Annotated in this window: 18 protein-coding genes and 1 riboswitch; of the genes, 9 read left to right on the forward strand and 9 right to left on the reverse strand. The window is 70.5% G+C overall.

The genetic code is table 11. The features are described from left to right. Positions 1-32: 32 nt before the first annotated feature. A complete protein-coding gene (locus ACGFNI_RS16890; protein WP_393684449.1) occupies positions 33-557 on the reverse strand; it encodes a MarR family winged helix-turn-helix transcriptional regulator in 525 nt (174 codons plus the stop codon). A gap of 158 nt (positions 558-715) precedes the next feature. Between ACGFNI_RS16890 and ACGFNI_RS16895 the strand changes: the two genes are divergently transcribed. Continuing rightward, complete coding sequence (locus ACGFNI_RS16895; protein WP_393684451.1) at positions 716-1,972, forward strand: MFS transporter; 1,257 nt, start codon at positions 716-718, stop codon at positions 1,970-1,972. Positions 1,973-2,009: 37 nt separating this feature from the next. On the opposite strand, the gene ACGFNI_RS16900 is transcribed toward ACGFNI_RS16895, so the two are convergent. Beyond that, positions 2,010-2,549 carry a DUF2269 domain-containing protein gene (locus ACGFNI_RS16900; RefSeq protein WP_393684453.1) on the reverse strand — a complete coding sequence of 180 codons (540 nt, stop codon included), beginning with the start codon at positions 2,547-2,549 and terminating at the stop codon, positions 2,010-2,012. Positions 2,550-2,698: 149 nt separating this feature from the next. Between ACGFNI_RS16900 and ACGFNI_RS16905 the strand changes: the two genes are divergently transcribed. The 3 genes from ACGFNI_RS16905 to ACGFNI_RS16915 all read left to right on the forward strand — a co-directional run bounded on the left by ACGFNI_RS16905 (position 2,699) and on the right by ACGFNI_RS16915 (position 6,471). Next, on the forward strand, positions 2,699-3,334 hold the full coding sequence (locus tag ACGFNI_RS16905; RefSeq protein ID WP_393684454.1) for an HAD family hydrolase: 636 nt from the start codon (positions 2,699-2,701) through the stop codon (positions 3,332-3,334). Positions 3,335-3,800: 466 nt separating this feature from the next. Beyond that, positions 3,801-5,582, forward strand: a complete 1,782-nt coding sequence (locus ACGFNI_RS16910) for a globin domain-containing protein (protein WP_393684456.1) — start codon at positions 3,801-3,803, stop codon at positions 5,580-5,582. Positions 5,583-5,631: 49 nt separating this feature from the next. Further along, a complete protein-coding gene (locus ACGFNI_RS16915; protein ID WP_393684457.1) occupies positions 5,632-6,471 on the forward strand; it encodes a pyridoxamine 5'-phosphate oxidase family protein in 840 nt (279 codons plus the stop codon). A 20-nt stretch (positions 6,472-6,491) separates the two neighbouring features. Here ACGFNI_RS16915 and ACGFNI_RS16920 read toward each other — a convergent pair whose 3' ends face one another. From ACGFNI_RS16920 to ACGFNI_RS16935, 4 genes are all read right to left on the reverse strand, one after another. Continuing rightward, on the reverse strand, positions 6,492-6,971 hold the full coding sequence (locus ACGFNI_RS16920) for an NUDIX domain-containing protein (RefSeq protein ID WP_393684459.1): 480 nt from the start codon (positions 6,969-6,971) through the stop codon (positions 6,492-6,494). A gap of 147 nt (positions 6,972-7,118) precedes the next feature. After that, positions 7,119-8,249 (reverse strand): cystathionine gamma-lyase, encoded by a 1,131-nt coding sequence (locus tag ACGFNI_RS16925; RefSeq protein ID WP_393684461.1) that lies wholly within the window; start codon positions 8,247-8,249, stop codon positions 7,119-7,121. Further along, the gene (locus tag ACGFNI_RS16930) at positions 8,246-8,743 is read right to left on the reverse strand and encodes a low molecular weight protein-tyrosine-phosphatase (protein ID WP_393684654.1); all 498 of its coding nucleotides are present in this window, start codon (positions 8,741-8,743) and stop codon (positions 8,246-8,248) included. Before ACGFNI_RS16930 ends, ACGFNI_RS16925 begins: the two co-directional genes overlap by 4 nt. A gap of 73 nt (positions 8,744-8,816) precedes the next feature. Then, entirely contained in the window at positions 8,817-9,197 is a 381-nt protein-coding gene (locus ACGFNI_RS16935; protein WP_393684463.1) for a phage holin family protein, read from the reverse strand. A gap of 48 nt (positions 9,198-9,245) precedes the next feature. On the opposite strand from ACGFNI_RS16935, the gene ACGFNI_RS16940 reads away from it, so the two are divergent. The 4 genes from ACGFNI_RS16940 to ACGFNI_RS16955 all read left to right on the forward strand — a co-directional run bounded on the left by ACGFNI_RS16940 (position 9,246) and on the right by ACGFNI_RS16955 (position 12,075). After that, positions 9,246-9,563 (forward strand): cupin domain-containing protein, encoded by a 318-nt coding sequence (locus ACGFNI_RS16940; protein WP_393684465.1) that lies wholly within the window; start codon positions 9,246-9,248, stop codon positions 9,561-9,563. Between the two features lie 258 nt (positions 9,564-9,821). Next, entirely contained in the window at positions 9,822-10,040 is a 219-nt protein-coding gene (locus tag ACGFNI_RS16945; protein WP_393684467.1) for a DUF5326 family protein, read from the forward strand. 737 nt (positions 10,041-10,777) lie between these two features. Next, positions 10,778-11,545: an IclR family transcriptional regulator gene (locus ACGFNI_RS16950; protein ID WP_393684469.1), complete on the forward strand. Its 768-nt coding sequence runs from the start codon at positions 10,778-10,780 to the stop codon at positions 11,543-11,545. 104 nt (positions 11,546-11,649) lie between these two features. After that, positions 11,650-12,075, forward strand: coding sequence for an SsgA family sporulation/cell division regulator (locus ACGFNI_RS16955; protein WP_227050771.1), 426 nt, complete (start codon positions 11,650-11,652; stop codon positions 12,073-12,075). Positions 12,076-12,269: 194 nt separating this feature from the next. Here ACGFNI_RS16955 and ACGFNI_RS16960 read toward each other — a convergent pair whose 3' ends face one another. Further along, positions 12,270-13,682, reverse strand: coding sequence for a YibE/F family protein (locus ACGFNI_RS16960; RefSeq protein WP_393684471.1), 1,413 nt, complete (start codon positions 13,680-13,682; stop codon positions 12,270-12,272). Positions 13,683-13,752: 70 nt separating this feature from the next. Next, positions 13,753-13,909, forward strand: a riboswitch (TPP riboswitch). On the opposite strand from ACGFNI_RS16960, the gene thiC reads away from it, so the two are divergent. Beyond that, positions 13,904-15,688: a phosphomethylpyrimidine synthase ThiC gene (gene thiC, locus ACGFNI_RS16965; RefSeq protein WP_393684473.1), complete on the forward strand. Its 1,785-nt coding sequence runs from the start codon at positions 13,904-13,906 to the stop codon at positions 15,686-15,688. Its footprint overlaps the riboswitch before it by 6 nt. Before the next feature lie 68 nt (positions 15,689-15,756). On the opposite strand, the gene ACGFNI_RS16970 is transcribed toward thiC, so the two are convergent. Further along, positions 15,757-16,632 (reverse strand): hypothetical protein, encoded by an 876-nt coding sequence (locus tag ACGFNI_RS16970; RefSeq protein WP_393684475.1) that lies wholly within the window; start codon positions 16,630-16,632, stop codon positions 15,757-15,759. 213 nt (positions 16,633-16,845) lie between these two features. Continuing rightward, positions 16,846-17,949, reverse strand: a complete 1,104-nt coding sequence (locus ACGFNI_RS16975) for a metallophosphoesterase (RefSeq protein ID WP_393684477.1) — start codon at positions 17,947-17,949, stop codon at positions 16,846-16,848. Between the last annotated feature and the right edge of the window lie 109 nt (positions 17,950-18,058).

Raw genomic sequence — 18,058 nt, forward strand, 5'->3', positions numbered from 1 at the left:
GGCCGCCCACGCGCACGGGCCGGCGTCCGCCGTTACGCGGACGGGGCGAGCGTCTCGACGGCCTTCACCAGGGGGGCCAGCTCAGGTCGCTTCGCCGCTTCCTGGAGCGCCTCGCACAGGGCGGTGTCGTGGGTCGGCCTGGCCTCGGCGAGGAGCGTGAGTCCGTCGGCCGTGACGTCGGTGTAGATGCCACGGCGGTCGTCGACGCAGAGGTAGCGCGAGAGCAGTCCGCGCGCTTCGAGCCGGGTGACCAGGCGGGTGGTGGCGCTCTGGCTGAGCACGACGGAGTCGGCGACCTGGTGCATCCGCAGGTGGCCGCCCGGTCCGTCGTGCTGCTCGCTGAGGACGTTGAGCACCGAGAACTCGCGGACGCTGAGGTCGTGACCTGCCTGGAGGGCGCGCTCGATGTGCGACTCGATCCGGCCGTGCAGGGCGGAGAGCGCGCACCAGCCCTGGGCGAGCCCGCGCGAGGGAGCAGGCGGGCAGCCGGTTGCGGCGGCGGGTGTCGCCTGCGGGACCTGTGCTGCCTGCGGTGTCTCGTGCGTCTGCTGCGTCATCGAAGACCTCCTCGGGGGCGTACGCACCAGGGTAGGCCATATATGAAATATACAGCGCTTGCATGTAAGTGCGCCTGCAATTAATGTATGCGCATGTAAGGGCGGTGCGCCATCGATGCCGCACGCCATCGATGACGCACCATCCGAAGGGATCCGTCATGCCTCTCGCACTCCTGGCTCTTGCCATCGGTGCCTTCGGGATCGGAACGACCGAGTTCGCGGTCATGGGCCTGCTGCCCGACATGGCGGCCGACTTCGGCGTCTCCATTCCGCTCGCCGGCTACGCGACCACCGTCTACGCCCTGGGTGTGGTCCTCGGCGCTCCGCTGATGACCCTCCTGGGCACGCGGTTCACGCGCAAGCAGATGCTCACGTTGCTGATGGGCCTGTTCGTGGTGGGCAACGTGCTCACCGCGCTGGCGCCTGCCTTCGGCGTGCTGCTGGCCGGCCGGATCGTGGCCGCCTTCGCGCACGGCGCGTTCTTCGGGATCGGGGCGCTGGTCGCCGCCGATCTGGTCGCCCCCGGCAAGCGGGCCGCCGCGATCTCGCTGATGTTCAGCGGCCTGACCGTCGCCAATGTGGTGGGTGTGCCGGCCGGCACCATGATCAGCCAGCAGTTCGGCTGGCGCACCACCTTCTTCGGCATCGCCGCGCTCGGCGTGATCGGCCTGCTGGGCATCCTCAAGCTGATACCGGCGCAGCGCGCCAAGGCGGCGGCCCGGATCGGCAGCGAGCTGGCGGTCTTCCGGAACCCGCAGGTCGGCCTCGCGATGCTGATGACGGTCCTCGGCTTCGGCGGTGTCTTCGCCGCCGTCACCTACCTCGCGTCGATGATGACCGAGGTCACCGGCTTTGCCCCGTCGTCCGTCGTCTGGCTGACGGCCGTCTTCGGCATCGGCATGGTCGCCGGGAACCTGGTCTCGGGGCGTTTCACCGACCGGGCGATGATGCCGATGCTGTACGTGTCGCTGGCGGGCCTGGCGCTGGTGCTGGCCGCATTCACCGTCACCGCGCACAACAAGGTGGCGGCCACCGTCTCCATCGCGCTGATCGGTGCCTTCGGGTTCGCGACCGTACCGCCGCTGCAGAAGCGGGTGATGGACCAGGCCGCTTCGGCTCCCACCCTCGCCTCCGCCGGCAACATCGCCGCCTTCAACTTCGGCAACGCGCTGGCCGCCTGGCTGGGCGGCCTGGTCATCTCGGCCGGTCTCGGCTACACCGCACCCAACTGGGTCGGCGCGGTGATGACCGTGGCGGCGCTGGGTGTGGCCGTCCTCGCCTCCGTCCTGGAGCGGCGTACGGGGGGTCGGGGCACGGTTGTGGCCTCCGGCGGCGGCACCGTGGCGGCCACGGACACCACCGGTACGTCCACCGGAACGGCGGCGGAGGCTCCGGTTCCGGCGGCGCGGTCCTGACGGGGCCGCGCGCGGCCGGGCCCGGCGGCCCGCAGCGTCACTCGGCGGTCGGCGCGGGGGTCTCCCGCTCCGCCGAGGGGCCGCCTGCGGGCCGCGTCCGGCCGCCGCGCCGGGTGCGGCCCCACGGCTTGAGCACCGAGATCGCCGTGACGAAGAGGTAGGCGGCGGTCGCCACCGACGGCGCGACGACAAGACCGATCCCGTCGGACGGGCGCCCGGCCGCCGCCTCGGCCGCGAGCCGGCCGATCTCCGGGCGGAGCGCGAAGGCCGACAGCAGCGTCGTGGCGAGCGTCAGCCAGAACTTGGTGACGACCCAGCGGTGCCTGGCCGGCCCCCACGGCATCCCCAGGGACAGCACGAGGCCGCTGAGCAGGGCGATCAGCGCGACGGGGATGACCAGCCAGTCCGCAAAGATCTTCATGGCCCGGTAGGCGGCGGCCGTCGTCCCCGGTGAACCCGTGGTGAATCCGGTGACGCCGAGCGCCAGCAGGCCGACGGTGAGCCCCAGCCAGCCGACGGACACGGCGACATGGACGACGAGGACCGCCCGGCGGGCGGGCCGGCTGAGCTGCTGCATACCCGCCACGATCGCGGGTCGCGCCCCGCGGGGCATCTGCCGCCGGGAGTATCCGCGGATACGCGCGGGCGCGTACGTCCCGGGGCGTGGACCAGGGACTTCGGCGGACCCGGTTACCGGCTTCAGCGGCACGGCCTAGGCTCCGGCCCATGGGAAAGCTGCATCTGTTCGACATGGACGGGACCTTGCTGCACGGCTCGGCCGCCGCCCTCGAGATCTCCCGGCAGCTCGGTCTCGACCGGGAGATCGCCGAGTTGGAGCGCGGTTTCGCGGCGGGCGAGCTGACGCCGCCGCAGTTCGCGCAGCGGGCCTGCGACCTGTGGGCGGCGGAGCTGACGGAGGCGCAGGTGGCCGCCGCGTTCGAGGGGGCGCCGTGGCTGGCCGGCATCCGGGAGGTGTGGGCCGACATCCGGGCGCGCGGTGAGCGCTGCGCGGTGATTTCGCTGTCGCCGGGCTTTTTCGTCGAGCGGCTGCTGGACTGGGGCGCCGACGTGGCGCGCGGTTCGCGCTGGCCGGCCGTGCCGATCCGGGAGCGGGTGCGGCCCGACGGCATCCTCTCCGCTGCCGCGAAGGTTGGCATCGCCGATGAACTCTGCGTCCGGTACGGCCTGACCAGGGCCGACTGCGTGGCGTACGGCGACTCCATGTCGGACACCGCGCTGTTCGCCGCGGTCCCGGTTTCGGTGGCGGTGAATGCCGATCACCACGTCAGCGAGCTGGCATCCGCCGCGTACGCGGGGCGTGATCTCCGGGAGGCGTACGAACTGGTGGTTACCAATGGGTAATTGCGGGATTCCGCAGCGGATTTGCCTTCCGAATGAGCCGAATTGCCCCTCTGTGGTAAGGGTCACTGTTATCGGATGTGCCGTGTGAAGAACGGGCGAACGGGGCGTGGATCGCCCCCGGATCAGGGACTTGTGGTTTCAACTACTGCCGGTATGGTCGAGTCGGTCCGGCGGGCCGAGGGCGCGCGTACCCGCGAGGCGCGGGCAATGTGGGGCCGGTCAGGCGGCGAAGTGTCTCCCGCGGTCCGGACTTTGTACGGGTGTCCGTTGTGAGGAACCGGAGAGCCATGCTGAGCAGGCGGTTCCCGGTTGCATTAGCGGGATGTGAGTTTTGTCCGCGTTGCCGGGCATTGCCGGAATGACTTGAGTCGTTGAAGAATTCCGGGGCAGGGTGGGGGAATTCAAGGCACGTTCCGGTCAGTGGAAGTGCGACGACAAACGAAAGACGTTCGAGGCGAGGCAAACCATGGACGCTCCGACCACCGCGACGGCCGATAACGGCTCCTCCGGCGGCAGCAGTGGCGACTGGGGTTGGTTCACTCCGTCGAAAAAGTCCTCCGATGAACTGCCGGAGAGACGGGACGGCGCGGACGCCGGGGGCGACGGCCACGAGGACGGCCGGCCCGCGGCCCGGGAGTCAGGCCCGCGTGACGCGTACGGCGACGGCGGCCACGGCACACCGGCGGCCCATGACGGCCCGGCGGTCCGCGACGCGTACGAAGGTCCGCACTCCGGCCGCGTTCCGGAGCAGATACCCGCGCCGCAGCAGGAGCGGATACCCAGCCGGCCGGTGAACCCGATACGGCCCGTCGGCACCCCCGCCGCCCGCGAGGTCCCGCCGCCGCCCGCACCCGCATCGGCTCCCGCACCGTTCTCCGCCTTCGCGCAGCGCCCGGCCCCCGCGGCTCCCACGGCACCTGTGGCACCTGCGGCCCCGGCACCCCAGGCCGGACCCGCTGCCTCCGCCGCGCCAGCGGCCCCCACTGCCCCCACCATCCCTGCGGCCCCGGCACCCCCCGCCGCTCCCGCAGCCTCCACGGTCCCCGCAGTCCCCGCAGTCCCTGACGCCAAGGCGGTTCCTGACGTCAAAGCGGTTTCTGACGTCAACGCATCCCCCGACGCGATCCTCATCCGGCGCACCATGGCCGAGATCGAGCCGGTGGCCGACAAGGTCACCTCGTACTTCTACGCGATGCTCTTCGTGCAGCATCCGGAGCTGCGGGTGCTGTTCCCCGCCGCGATGGACACCCAGCGCGACCGGCTGTTCAAGGCGTTGCTGACGGCGGCCCAGAACGTCGACGACCGCGAGCGGCTCACCGCCTACCTCTCCCATCTCGGGCGCGGCCACCGCAAATACGGCACCCGGCCCGAGCACTACCCGGCGGTCGGCGAGTGCCTGCTCGGCGCGCTTTCGCGCTATGCGACGTCGAGTTGGGGCCCGGACGCGGAGGCCGCGTGGGTCCGCGCGTACACCGCGATCTCGCAGATCATGATCGACGCGGCGGCCGAGAACGAAGCGGTCGCGCCCGCCTGGTGGCAGGCCGAGGTGGTCTCGCACGAACGGCGGACGGCCGAGATCGCGGTGGTGACGGTCCGCCCCGACCAGCCGTACCCGTTCCTCGCCGGGCAGTACACCAGCCTGGAAACTCCCTGGTGGCCCCGGGTGTGGCGGCATTACTCCTTCGCGTCGGCGCCCCGCTCCGACGGGCTGCTCTCCTTCCACGTCAAGGCGGTTCCGGCCGGCTGGGTCTCCAACGCGCTGGTGCACCGCGCCCGTCCCGGCGACATCCTGCGCCTCGGCGGCCCCGCCGGTTCGATGACCGTCGACCACAGCACCAGCAACGGACTGCTGTGTGTGGGCGGCGGCACCGGCATCGCCCCCATCAAGGCGCTGGTCGAGGACGTCGCCACGCACGGCGTCCGGCGCCCCGTCGAGGTCTTCTACGGCGCCCGCAGCGACCACGACCTCTACGACATCGACACCATGCTGGACCTGGAGCAGTCCCACCCGTGGCTCTCGGTCCGCCCGGTCGTCGCCAGCGGCGCGGTCGGCGGCCGTTCGAACGGTGTCAGCGGCGAACTCCCGGACGCCGTCAGACGGTACGGCCCGTGGGACGAGGTCGACGCCTACCTGTCGGGGCCGCCCGGACTGATCCGCAGCGGCGTCGACGCACTGGTGGGGGTCGGCATTCCGTCCGACCGGATACGGCACGACTCCCTTGACGAGCTGGTCGCGGCGGGTGATTGAGGTCTTGGCAGTAGAGGGCGAAAACAGCTGGTCAGGAGAGGGACAGGACATGCGGCACGCACGTCCGGGCAGCGACGGCGAGCACCTGGTCCAGCAGCGCCTCGGCACCACCGAGCGCGCCGACCGGTTCTACTCGGATCAGGTGCTCGACCATCTCAACCAGCGCATGCAGGAGTTCGTGGCACGCCAGGAGATGCTGTTCCTGGCCACGTCCGACCGGCACGGCGCCTGCGACTCGTCGTTCCGGGCCGGCCCGCCGGGCTTCGTCCAGGTGCTGGACGACCGCACGCTCGCCTACCCCGAGTACCGCGGCAACGGCGTGATGGCCTCGGTCGGCAACCTTTCGGAGAACCCGCAGCTCGGCATCTTGATGGTCGACTTCCTGCGCGACCGCATCGGCCTGCACATCAACGGCAGGGCGCGGGTGGCGCTGGACGCGGAGATGCGGCAGCTGTACCCGTGGCTGCCCGCCGACCCGGTTCCCGGGCGGCGGGCCCAGCTGTGGGTGACGGTCGAGGTCGAGGAGGCGTACATCCACTGCGCCAAGCACATTCCGCACCTTCAGAAGGTGCCGGCGCAGGGGCGCAGCGCGCGGGCCTGGGGCACCGACGACAACAGGCGCAAGGGCGGTGACTTCTTCGGCGCCGCCGCCGATGCGGCAGGGCGGGCGCCGTTCCGGCGCGCGGAGCAGGCCGAAGCCCCGCGGCACGAGGGCCAGGCGGCCGGTCGCCACCGGGCAGCCGACGGGATCGTCGAGGAGCTGAACGACGGGTTCCGGATGGAGGTCGAGCGGGTGCTGGCGCGGGCGCGGCAGCGCAGTCCCGCGGACGACATCGGGTTCCGCGGCTGGTTCGCCGAGGGCGGCAGGCTGGGCGCCGCCGACCGCTGAGGGACCACGCCCCGGGGCCTTCAGCCCAGGTCGGGCGCGTGCATCGCCCGTACGCCCTCGATATTGCCGTCCAGGTAGTGCCGCAGCGACAGCGGTACGACCTCGACGGAGGCGATCCCGACGCGGGTGAACGGCACCCGCACGATCTCGTAATCGCCGCACGGTTCGTCGACCTCGGGGCCGTGCCGCCGGGACGGATCCATCGCGTCCAGCCGGCAGACGAAGAAGTGCTGCACCTTCACGCCGTCCACGCCGCCCTCGCTGAGGTGCTCGACGGTGTCGACGAAGACCGGGACGACGTCCGTCACCTTGGCGCCCAGCTCCTCGTCCAACTCGCGGTGGAGTGCGTCGATGACGGTCGCGTCCCCGGGCTCCACCCCGCCGCCCGGAGTGATCCAGTAGGGGGCACGGCCCGGCTTGGTGCGCTTGATCAGAACGAGGTCCGCGCCGTCGAGCAGAATCGCGCGGGCGGTGCGTTTCACGACTGGCCGAACCGTCATACGGGACAGATGCCGCAGTGACGGCCCCGCGAAACCCGCCGCCACGGCACCGCTGCCCGGAACGGCCCGCCCACCGGTAGCCACCATTCCGCCCGCGCGCCGGGCGGCGGTGACCACTCCGGGGCCACCGCCGCTCCGCCGGCCGCTTCAGGCCCCGCGCTGCGCCGCGTCCAGGGCCTGCCGGACGTCCGCGATCAGGTCGTGGGGGTCTTCGACACCCACCGAGAAGCGGATGAAGCCCTCCGGAACGGCGTCGCCGCCCCAGCGGGCGCGCCGCTCGGCCGTGGACCGTACGCCTCCGAAGCTGGTCGCGTCGTCGACCAGCGTCAGCGCCGCCAGGAACCGTTCCGCGTGCTCCTTGTCCGGCAGCGTGAAGGACACCACGCAGCCGAAGTGGCCGGGACGCATCTGGGCGGCGGCGCGTGCGTGCGAGGGGTCGGACGGCAGGCCCGGGTGGCGCAGTCCGGTGACGTCGTCGCGCTCGCTCAGCGCTTCGGCGAGCGCCAGGGCGCCCACCGCCTGCTGTCTGACCCGCAACGAGAGGGTGGCCAGCGAACGGTGCGCGAGCCAGCTCTCCATCGGTCCAGGAATGGCGCCGACCGTCTTGCGCCACAGCTGCACGCCATCGGCCAGGGCCGCGTCGCGGGTGCAGACGTAGCCGAGCAGGACGTCGCCGTGGCCGGTGAGCGCCTTGGTGCCGCTGGCGACGGAGAAGTCGGCGCCCAGGTCGAGCGGGCGCTGGCCGAGCGGGGTGGCGAGGGTGTTGTCGACGGCCACCAGGGCGCCACGTTCGTGCGCGGCAGCGGCCAGCCGCCGGATGTCACAGACGTCCAGGCCGGGGTTGGAGGGGGTTTCCAGCCACAGCAGCCGGGCGCCGTCCAGCACGCCGAGTTGGGCGTCGTGCGCGGTCGGCGCGGTACGGACCTCGATGCCGTAGCTCTCCAGGCGGGTGCGGACGGCGGGCAGCAGCTGGTACCCGTCGTTGGGGAGCACCACCGCGTCGCCCGCGCGCAGTTGGGAGAAGAGGACGGCGCTGATCGCGGCCATCCCGGAGGCGAACGCCACCGTGTGCGCGGGCTCGTCCGGCGACTCCAGCTCGCCGATGGCGGTCTCCAGGCGGGTCCACGTCGGGTTGGACACCCGGCCGTAGGTGTAGGGGCCTTCGGCGTCGCCCGGGAGGTGGAAGTGGGCCGCGAAGACCGGCCCGGGGAGGGCAGGTTCGTAAGCCTCGGGCTCCGGAAGCCCGGCCCGTACGACGCGTGTGCCGTCGCCCGTCATGCGTCCTCCTTCTTCTGCGGGTGGTGCGGTGAGTGGAGCGGGACGCGCCCTTGCCTCTTGGCGGCCAGGGCGGCGCGCACCTCCTCCAGGAGGCCGTCGGTCGCCGCCTCGATCATCGCCAGGCATTCCTCGAAGCCGTCGTGCCCGCCGTAGTAGGGGTCGGGCACGTCGCGTTCCCGCCACGGCCCGTCGGCGTCCTGATACGAGCCCAGCAGACGGATCTTGGCGGCGTCGTCCGGGCCGGGTGCGAGCCGGCGCAGCGTGCGCAGGTGCCCGCTGTCCAGCGCGATGACCAGGTCGAGTCCGGCGAACCAGGAGGCGGTGAACTGCCGTGCCCGGTGCGTGAGGGAGTAGCCGGCCGACGTGAGGACGGAGACGGTACGCGGATCGGCTCCGTCCCCTTCGTGCCAGCCGCCGGTGCCCGCGCTGCCGATCTCGACCAGGCCGCCGAGCCCGGCGTCCGCGACGTGGGCGCGGAAGACGGACTCGGCCATCGGCGAGCGGCAGATGTTGCCGGTACAGACGAAGCAGACGCGGAATACGGCGTTCACGTGTCGGTGCTCCCGGTCAGTCCTCGTCGGGCAGCAGGACGTGCATCGCCCAGGAGACGACCGAGACGATCACGCCACCCAGTACCGCGGTCCAGAATCCGTCCACATGGAAGGCGAGATTGAAGGTGCCGGCGAGCCACGATGTCAGCAACAGCATCAGCGCATTGATGACGAGAGTGATCAATCCGAGGGTGAGGATGAACAGCGGGAAGGACAGCAGTTTCACCACGGGTTTGACGATGAAGTTGACCACCCCGAAGATCAGCGCGACGAGTATCAACGTCAGTGCCTTGCGGCCGGTGTTGTGTCCCGTCAGTGAGATGTCCGGTTCCAGCAACCAGACGGCCACGGCAAGCGCCGCGGCGTTGGCGATCGTCTTGACCAGAAAATTCTTCATGGTGAGATCGTCGCAGACGAGTCCGAATCATTGAGGGGTGCGAACGACATGAGGGCTTTCAGACTGGAAGAGCTGGAAGCGGAGCGGGCCGCGAACGACGGTGCGTATCTGCAGTTCCTCCGGGAACGCAACATGTCGGTCGGTCTGTACGCACTCGACGCAGGCAGCGCGGACCCGCAACAGCCGCACGCCCAGGACGAGGTGTATCTCGTGGTGAGCGGCCGTGCGGCGATCACCGTCGGCTCGGAGACGCAGTCCGTGGCGCGTGGCAGCGTGGTGTACGTACCGGCCGGAGTGCCGCACAAGTTCCATCACATCAGCGAGGACCTGAGGGTCATGGTGGTCTTCTCTCCGCCCGAGAGCTGAGGGTCGCGCCCCCGAACCCGTAGGGGACAGCTCAGGGGAGCGCCGGGGATCCGAAGCCCCCACAGCGAGCCGCGGAACCCTAGCATCGTGGTGGTAGGGGAGCGGGCCGCAGCCGACGGCACGGCGACCGCACAGGGCAACCGCACACGGCAGTCGGTACGGAACCGCACCGGCATCGGCGCGGCGACGGCTTGAGCGCGCGGCAGAGCGCGCGGGACGGCCGGGGACCGCAACAGACAGAGAAAGCAGGGCAGAGCAGTGGCTGGTAAGGGGATACTCGCAGGGCTTCCGTGGTGGGTCACCTGGGTCGTGGTGCCCGTGATCCTGCTCGTCGTCTTCGGTGGTCTGATCGCCAGCGCGGTCGGCTTCCTGATCAGCCTGCTGTTCAAGATCCTGATAGCGGTGGCGCTGATCGCCGGAGTGATCTACCTGGTACGCAGGTTCAGCGGTTCCTCGTCGTCGAAGGGCGACTGGTAGACCGCACACCGACGACCGACCGACGCCGTCGTCCCCGCGCACCCGGTGCCCCGCTCCGCTCCAGGAACGGGGCACCGTCGCGTGGCGGGCGCTCTGAACGGGCGAACGGAACGGACGAACTGAACGGACGAACTGAACGGAACGGACGAACTGGCGGGAGCGGCAACGGCGTCGGTGCTGCGTCGGGGAGCAGACCGCATCGGCGTCCGGTGTCCGGCGTCCGGTGTCCGCCGTCCGGCGTCCGGTTCCTGTGCAGGCGCATGCGCCAGCCCAGCGTGGGGCCATGCTGCGTCGGAGCGGGTGGGTGGGGAGGGTGGGGGCGGGGGAGGGAACGGGAGCCAGCCGCTCACCCCAGACCCCTCCCTCCCCACCCACCCCCTCCCCACCCCAGCCCTCGCGCAGATGTGCGGCCTTTTCCCGTACTGCGTTGCCTGAGCGGGGTGTTGGGCCTTCACGGGCGGTGTGCGGCGCCCTCGCCATGGTCACTGTCGGTCAAGGAGTGCGCCAGGTGAGTTAACTCGCAGGCCGATCGGGTTACCACTCCGATCCGCCGAGTTAGAGTGCCGTCGCAGGCGTCTTCCGGATGCTGACGTTCCGGAAAATACCGAGTGAAGCGAGATCGGGCCGGACGTCGAGGATGGGGCGGCCCTGGGAGACGCGCGCGACGCGGGAACGATCCCGCGACCGGGGCCCCCGTGCCCCATGGCGATCGGACCTGGGGGTTGACGTTGGCAGTCGTGAGCGGTGAATCCGTTTCCCACCCCACCTTGATCGGATCGGTACAGCGTGCGCTGCGGCTGCTGGAGGCGGTCGGCGCGCACCCCGAAGGGGCGCCGGCCAAGCAACTCGCCCGGGAGGCCGGGCTGCCGCTGCCGACGACGTACCACCTGCTGCGCACTCTGACGCACGAGGGCTATTTGCGCCGGGAGAACGGCGTCTTCGTGTTCGGTGAGGCCGCCGACTCCATCGGCCGCGCCGGGGCGCACCGTCGTCAGCGCCATCAACTCGCCGAAGCGCTGGCCGTGGTGAGCAAGAAGTTGAACGCCGCCGTCTACTTCGCTGTCTACCGCGAGGGTGAAGTGGAGGTGTTGGCCGTCTCCAACGAGCCGGGCCGGCCGCCGGTCGAGGAGTGGGTGGACTTCCGCGCCACCGCGCATGCGCATGCGATCGGGCAGTGCCTGCTCGCCCAACTCGACGAGGCGGCGCGTAAGGAACATTTGTCCCGTTACCCGGTGCAGTCGATAACCCCCTTTTCCGTACGAACTGAGGACGATCTGCTGCACCGTTTGGATACGGTGCGTCGTGGCCAGGTCGCGTATGAGCATCAGGAATATGCCCTCGGCACCGTATGTTCCGCGATTCCCGTCCAGGTCGGCTCCGCGGTCGCGGCGTTGGCCGTTTCTCTCCCTGCCGGAGAACTGCACCGATTGCGCTCTGTCACGGACCGACTACGGAAAATGGCGGAGGCGACACTAACGACACTCGCCTTCTCTATCAGTATCTGAAAACTCACTCCTTGTGATCTGCTGGCACGTGACAGACGATGGCGTCAATAGGGCTACGGGGGACGAATCCCGGCCATCTCCGATCAAGTGCGGGGCAGTGGTTGATGACCGACACAGTTCAGGCAGAAGTGATCATGAGCTTCCTCGTCTCGGAGGAACTCGCCTTCCGGATCCCGGTGGAGCTGGACTTCGACAGCGCCGATCCGTACGCCGTACGCCTCACCTTCGACCTGCCCGGCGATGTGCCCGTCACGTGGGCCTTCAGCCGTGAGCTGCTGCTCGACGGGCTGAGCGGGCCGTCGGGGGAGGGCGACGTACGCGTCGAGCCTGCCTCCGGCGGGCATCTCAGCGACGTCTTCATCAGCCTCCAGGTCGGCGCCGAACGCGCACTCTTCCGCGTCAGCGCACCGCCGTTGGTGGCGTTCCTCGACCGGACGGACCGGCTGGTGCCGCTCGGCGCGGAAGAGGTGTGCGACACCCTGGAAGCCGTGCTGGACCGCATCTTGACGGAGGCGTCCAAGGCGAGCTGACCCACCGCCGCCCGGTCCTCCCCCGGCCCTTTCGGGTCGGGCGTTGTCTCGGTGCGCCGGGCGGGTCCGTGACGAAGAGGGCGCCGGATCCCGCTCGCCCAGGGGATGCCGCGTCGGCCCGATGCCTGCTGCGCCGGTTTCCGCGCCGGTCGGTGGACGTCAGCGGGCCGGTGCGGCCCCCGGCCGCGGCTCCGTCATGCCTTGCGGCGCCGGCCGCGCGTCCCACGCGACCCTCGTGTCGCCCGTGCGCCGCGTCGCGCTGCCGCCCGTCCCACGGCCGTGCCGGTTTCCGTCGCGCCGTCCGTGCCCCAGGTGCCGTCCTCCGCTCCGCTCTCGTCCCCCGGAGCGGCCTGGGGCCTGCGGTCGGCCGAGACGACCAGCGCCGCGAGCAGTGTCGTCAGGGGTACCGACGCGACCAGACCGATGCTGCCGACCAGGGTCCGGACGATCTCCTCGGCGACCACCTCGCTGGTGGCGACCGTGCCCACGCTGCTCTGTGCGATCGAGAACAGCAGCAACAGCGGCAACGCCGCGCCCGCGTAGGCGAGTACGAGGGTGTTCACGACGGAGGCGATGTGGTCCCGCCCGATCCGCATGGCGGCGCCGTACAGCTTGCGCCATCCCGCCGACGGGTCGGCCTCCTTGAGTTCCCACACCGCGGCGGTCTGGGTGACCGTCACGTCGTCGAGCACGCCCAGCGAGCCGATGATGATGCCTGCCAGCAGCAGTCCGCGGATCTCGATGCCGGGGTACAGCCCGTGCACCAGCCCCGTCGTGTCGTCCGTGTTGCCGGTCAGCAGCGCCCAGCCGATGAAGACCGAGCCGAGCAGCCCGATCAGCAGCAGCGAGGCGAGCGTGCCGAGCACCGCGACCGAGGTTCTGGCCGTCAGTCCGTGGCACATGTACAGCGCGATCAGCATGATGGCGCTGCCGCCGATCACCGCCACCAGCAGGGGATTCGATCCCTGAAGGATGGCCGGGAGGATGAACAGCGTCAGGACCCCGAAGCTCGCCGCCAGGGCGACCAGCGCCAGTACCCCGCGCAGCCGCCCGACGATCACGACGGCGCACGCGAAGATCGCGGCCAGTACCCACATGGGCAAGGTGCGGTCCACATCGCTGATCGAGTACTGCAGATCCTTGGGCGCCTTGGGGGAGTACGCGACGACGACCTCCTGCCCCGTCGTGTAGTGCCGCAGCGCGTCCGGTGTCACGACCGCCTGGAAGGTCCGGCCGGCGTTTCCGCCCGACGTGACCTCGACCGTCGCGCGTTCGCAGGGCTTCCCCCGCTCCGCTCCCCCGGTCGGCTGGCCGCCTGGAGTCGTCGGCTGTTGCTGCTGCTCGGCGTGCACGTCGGCGCAGTTGACCTCCTCCACCTTGGTCACCCTGGCCTGTTCGGTCGGCTGGTCGAAGCCGACGCCGGACGGCCGGTGATCGGGCGCGCCGCCCGGCCACAGCACCGCGAGGCCGACCACCACGGCGGCGGCGAACGGGATCAGCACCGCGGCGATGACCTTGCGCAGATGCCGGGAGACGGGCGCGGCGGGGCCGTGCCCGTGCGTGTGCGCATGGCCGTGGGAGTGCGTATGAGGATCGGTGCCGGTCACCGACCGATCATCGCAAGAAGCGCAGGGCCCCCTGTTCACCACGCCACATCGGCCGCTACCGTGGTGGCACCTTTGCAATCGCGGGAGCTCGGAGCACCGGGCTGAGAGGGCGCTGATCCTCGTCCCAGCGGCGTTTCACGTGAAACGCCCGTGGGCGGGAGCCGCTGCGTCGACCGCCGAACCTGTTACCGGGTAATGCCGGCGTAGGGAGTTGGGTCTCCATGACTCTGCAGGATGCACGCACGCCCGAAAACGGCGAGTCCGGCCAGGACGCCTCCGCCAAGGAGATCGGCTGGCACAAGGGCTACCTCACCGGATCCCGCCCTGACCTGCGGGTTCCGGTCCGGCGAGTGCACCTCACCAACGGCAAGGACGTGACGCTCTACGACACGTCAGGGCCGTATACCGACGCTCACATCGAAACGGACGTCCGCCGCGGACTGGCGCCGCTGAGAGAGAACTGGATCATTTCGCGGGGCGACACCGAGGAGTACGCGGGTCGCCCGCTGCGCCCCGAGGACGACGGCCTCAAGCACACCTCGCCGCGTGGCGGTCTGAAGAACCTCGACGCGGTCTTCCCCGGCCGGCCGCGGCAGCCCCGCCGCGGCCGGAACGGCGCCGCGGTCAGCCAACTCGCCTATGCGCAGCGCGGCGAGATCACCGCGGAGATGGAGTACGTCGCCCTCCGCGAGAACGTCACGCCGGAGTTCGTACGTGACGAGATCGCGGCGGGCCGTGCCGTCCTGCCGGCCAACGTCAACCATCCGGAGATCGAGCCGATGATCATCGGCAAGAACTTCCTGGTGAAGGTGAACGCCAACATCGGTAATTCCGCGGTCACTTCCTCCATCGAGGAGGAGGTGGACAAGATGACCTGGGCGACGCAGTGGGGTGCGGACACGGTCATGGACTTGTCCACCGGTCGCAACATCCACACCACGCGGGAGTGGGTGCTGCGCAATTCCCCCGTGCCGATCGGCACCGTTCCGCTCTACCAGGCGCTGGAGAAGGTCGACGGCAAGGCCGAGGAACTGACCTGGGAGATCTACAAGGACACGGTCATCGAGCAGGCCGAGCAGGGCGTGGACTACATGACGGTGCACGCAGGTGTGCTGCTGCGCTACGTCCCGCTCACCGCCCGGCGCAAGACCGGCATCGTTTCGCGGGGCGGTTCGATCATGGCTGCCTGGTGCCTGGCGCATCACCAGGAGTCCTTCCTCTACACGCACTTCGAGGAGCTCTGCGACATCCTCGCGGCCTACGACGTGACGTTCTCGCTCGGGGACGGCCTGCGTCCCGGTTCGATCGCGGACGCCAACGACGAGGCGCAGTTTGCGGAGTTGCGGACGCTGGGTGAGCTGAACACCATCGCCAAGCGGCATGGTGTCCAGACGATGATCGAGGGTCCGGGGCACGTCCCGATGCACAAGATCAAGGAGAACATCGACCTTCAGCAGGAGATCTGCGAGGAGGCGCCGTTCTACACGCTGGGCCCGCTGACCACCGACATCGCGCCCGCGTACGACCACATCACCTCGGGTATCGGCGCCGCGATGATCGCTTGGTGGGGTACGGCGATGCTCTGCTACGTCACGCCCAAGGAGCACCTGGGCCTGCCGGACCGTGACGACGTCAAGACCGGCGTGATCACGTACAAGATCGCGGCCCATGCGGCGGATCTGGCCAAGGGACATCCCGGTGCCCAGGAGTGGGACGACGCGCTGTCCGACGCGCGCTTCGAGTTCCGCTGGGAGGACCAGTTCAATCTGGCCCTGGACCCGGACACCGCGCGTTCCTTCCACGACCAGACCCTGCCGGCCGAGCCGGCGAAGACGGCCCACTTCTGTTCCATGTGCGGGCCGAAGTTCTGCTCGATGAAGATCTCCCAGGACATCCGCCGCGAGCACGGCGGTGACCTGGCGGTCGACGCGGAGGCGGGTATGGCGGAGAAGTCGAAGGAGTTCGCGGCGGCGGGCAACCGCGTCTATCTGCCGATCGCCGACTGATCCGGCCGTTCCGGGACCGGCACCGGGGCGTCCCTTCGCGCGGCGCCTCGGGCCGGGAGCGCGCCCGCCTACTCCGGCCGTTCCTCGGGCCCGTCGTGGTCGGGGCCGGTGAAGTCGGGGCTGGAGTAGCGGGGGCGGGGGCCTGCCGATCCGGTGTCGGGGCTGCTGAACCGGGGGCGGGAGTAGCCGAGGGACGGGATGCGGCTCTTGCGTACGCCGGTCCGGCCCGGGGTGTACGGGGCGGGGGCGTGGTCGGCGGCTGCCGCGAGGGTGTCGTGGAGGAAGGGCAGCAGGCCCTGTTCGATGAGGGCGCGGTGCCATGCCTCGCGCGCGCGGTCGAGGTCGTGGTGTCCGGTGGCCTCGCGCGGCGATGAGCCGTTGCGCAGTGCGGTGATCACCAGGCCGGCCATCGCGACCAGCGCCCCCGCCGCGGTCAGCGCGGCGAAGATCCAGCCGACGGCGATCAGCGGCCGGGCGACGGCCTGTTCGGGGCTGACGGCGCTCAGGACGTAGCCGATGAGGAGGAAGAGGACCGCCGCGATGCCCGCGAGGACCGGGGCGAGGACGGCGATCATGGCGCCGAGTCCCGCGCCGGCGGCTTCCGGCGCGCCGTCCGGGCCGGTGGCCGCGGTGGTGAACGGGTCCGCGACGCCGGGGCTTTGGGCATCTTCGCGGTCGGCCGTCGCGGCATCGGCGGGAGCGCCGTCCGGGTCGCGCAGTCGGTCGCGCAGCCGTACGTAGTGCCGGTACTCGGTCGCGGCGTGGGCGGTGATGGTGGAGGTGGCGTCGAGCGCCAGCGTGCGCAGTTGCTCGGTGGTGAGGTGCTCGCTCGCTGCGGTGGCGAGATCCGGGCGGTGGGCGGCGGTACGCAGCGCTTCATCGAGGAGTCGCGCGAAGTCCTCGCGGTCCTCGTTGAGCAGATGCGGAGCGCTGTTCATGTGCATCCCCCGATGCTCCGTAGGGCCGTACGGGCCGACGATGGCCGGGCAGTTGGCGGAAACGGAGGAGAGCCTGCTACGGATAGCCCGATGGTAGAGCGCCTCCGGCACGGGGTGACAGGGGGTTTCCGGAAATTGGGCCCGGCCCGGAACGGAACCGTCCGGTCACGCCGTGCGCCGACCACCCGCCGACTTGGCCTTCACCTGCCCGGATAACGCTCAGTCAGTCAGGGGAAGTTGAACGACAAGCAATTTTCCGGCCATGGTGACCCCGCCGTCCATGGCGATGGCCAGCCCGTCGGCATAGACGTGCGGCTCCTCGACGACGACGGGCTCGCCGTCGGTGTCCTCCGTGCCCACCTCGCCCAGGAGGTACGGGATCGGGCTGTGGCCGTGCACCACGCGTGTGCCGCCGTAGGCGTCCAGGAGCTGGCGTACGGCCTGCGCGCCGGATTCGTCGCGGAAGGCGAAGCGCTTGGTGAACTTGCGGAACAGGTCCCAGACTTCGTCGGCCTCGCTGCGGGTCAGCACGTCGTGGACGGTGTCGTTGACGGCTTCGATGGAGTCGCCGTATTCGAGGTAGGCGGTGGTGTCGGAGTGCACGAGCAGGTGCCCGTCCTCCTCCATCACGGCGTCCAGGCGGGCCATCCACTGGAGGTGGTGGTCCTCCAGGCGGTCCATGTCGGTCTTCTGGCCGCCGTTGAGCAGCCAGGCGGCCTGGAAGGACGCGGTCCCGGCGCCGGACTGGACGGGGGTGTCACCGAACCGCTTGGCGCCCAGGAGCAGCAGTTCGTGGTTGCCCATCAGCGCCTTGCAGTACCCGCCGGCGGCGGCGGCCTCGGCGGACAGCTGCATGACGAGGTCGATGACGCCGATGCCGTCCGGGCCGCGGTCGGTGAAGTCGCCCAGGAACCACAGCCTGGCGTTGCCCGCCGACCAGCTGCCGTCGGCGTCGATCAGCCCTTCGGCGGCGAGGGCCTCGCGCAGCTCGTCGTAGTAGCCGTGTACGTCGCCGACGACGTACAAGGGGCCTGGCCCCTCGGCCGGTTCGCCGTCCGGTGCGGTCTCGGGGGCCGGTACGAGTCCGGCCGTCGGCTGGTCGACGAGGGTGTCGGCACGCCCTGGTGCGCCGACGACGGGGAGGTCGCGGGCGGTCGGGGTGTACTCATCGGGCAGTTCCGCGGCGTGTGCGGGGAGCTGCGCCTGCGGTGCGGCGGGGAAGTGCGGGGGGACGGTGTCAGCCGGCGGTCCCACGGGCGCGCCGGGGGGCGGTCCTGGCGGCTGCGGGGACGCCGGAGTGTGTGCCGCCATGGTCCACGCCATGGGTCCTTGACCGGCCCCCTGAGTCATTGACCCCTCCACCATCGCGCCGCCGTGTACCTCTCGGACCTTTGCCTGGTCGACGGCGGTCCGCGGTGTCGTTCGCCCATCA

The sequence above is a fragment of the Streptomyces sp. NPDC048644 genome (assembly GCF_043199105.1).
Lineage (GTDB): Bacteria > Actinomycetota > Actinomycetes > Streptomycetales > Streptomycetaceae > Streptomyces.